Source organism: Pseudomonas sp. GW456-L12, from assembly GCF_059424045.1.
On record NZ_JBWKZA010000069.1, the window covers coordinates 1 to 1,252 of the forward strand.

The 1,252-nt window shown below is 52.6% G+C and carries 2 protein-coding genes; both read left to right on the plus strand.

The annotated features are described in order from the left end of the window. Window positions 1-68: 68 nt before the first annotated feature. Window positions 69-374, plus strand: coding sequence for an IS3 family transposase (locus tag AC07Y9_RS32150; RefSeq protein WP_007927361.1), 306 nt, complete (start codon window positions 69-71; stop codon window positions 372-374). Further along, window positions 371-1,207 carry an IS3 family transposase gene (locus tag AC07Y9_RS32155; protein ID WP_256581015.1) on the plus strand — a complete coding sequence of 279 codons (837 nt, stop codon included), beginning with the start codon at window positions 371-373 and terminating at the stop codon, window positions 1,205-1,207. The genes AC07Y9_RS32150 and AC07Y9_RS32155 overlap by 4 nt, the downstream gene beginning before the upstream one ends. The last annotated feature ends 45 nt before the right edge of the window (window positions 1,208-1,252 follow it).

Sequence of the window (1,252 nt, forward strand, 5' to 3'; positions counted from 1 at the left end):
AGCTGAACTGGCCTAATAATTCCGGACACCTCTTAAGGGCGATATGATTTCGCCAACTTGGAGGTTCCATGAACGAAAGAAAGGTCTATACCCGCGAGTTCAAGCTACAGGCTGCCAGTATGGTGCTTGATGATAACTGCCCGGTTGCAGACGTTTGTGCATCGCTGGATATCGGGCCCACCGCGTTACGTCGCTGGGTCGATCAGGTTCGCAAGGAACGCGAGGGGCAGCCAGTCAAAGGCACCAAGGCAATTACCGAAGATCAGCGCCAGATCCAGGAGCTAAAAGCCAAGATCAAGCGCATGGAGATGGAGGCTGAGATCTTAAAAAAGGCTACCGCTCTCTTGATGTCGGATCCCGATCGTTTTCGATGATCGCAGAACTAAGAGAGTCATTTCCGACTGCCGTGGTGTGTCATGTTTTCGGTGTGAAGCGCAGCAGCTTTTATGAGTGGATTCAGCGGCGAGCCAAGCCGCGGATCAGACGCGAAGAGCTTAAGCTGAAAGTGGTTGAGCTGCACAGCGAAAGCCGCGAAGCCATGGGTTCCAGAATGATCAGCAAAAGCCTGAAATCCCAAAACATTGCAGCTGGAAGGAATCTTGTCAGAGCGCTGATGAGGGAGGCCAACATTGTCAGTAAACAACGCCAACCTCACCCATTCAGATCCAAAGGAGTGGAAGCATTTGTCGCGCCCAATCGGCTCAAGCGCAATTTCAACGCGATTGCAGTCGATCAGGTTTGGTGTGGTGATGTGACCAGCCTGATGGTGGGCAAACGCTGGTTTCATCTGGCCATCGTGATCGATTTGTATGCTCGCCGGGTCATTGGCTGGGCGTTTTCCCTGGTCAATGACGCCAACTTGGTTAGCAAAGCGCTACGCATGGCAACAGAAGTACGGACATGTCCTCCTGGGCTGATATTTCACTCAGATCAGGGATGTCAGTACACCAGCCGCAAGTTTCAAGAAGAGCTGATGCGCCACGGCATTTTGCAAAGCATGAGTCATCGCGGGCAGTGCTGGGACAATGCGCCGACAGAGCGTTTTTTCGGCACGCTGAAGTCAGAGTGGGTACCCCGTGGCGGCTACAGTATGGTCGAGGAAGCAAAAACCGACATCGTGCGCTTCTTCATGTACTACAACCGCACCAGGCTCCATAGCTACAACAACTACTTGTCGCCAATAGCTATGGAGCAAAAAGCGGCATAAGCACCGTAAACGGTGTCCAGGATTACTTGACCAGCTCAAGCTTGC

Excerpts from the sequence above, each read along its gene's own strand:
- AC07Y9_RS32150 (WP_007927361.1), top strand. The coding sequence starts at position 69 with ATGAACGAAAGAAAGGTCTATACCCGCGAGTTCAAGCTACAGGCTGCC.
- AC07Y9_RS32155 (WP_256581015.1), top strand. The coding sequence starts at position 371 with ATGATCGCAGAACTAAGAGAGTCATTTCCGACTGCCGTGGTGTGTCAT.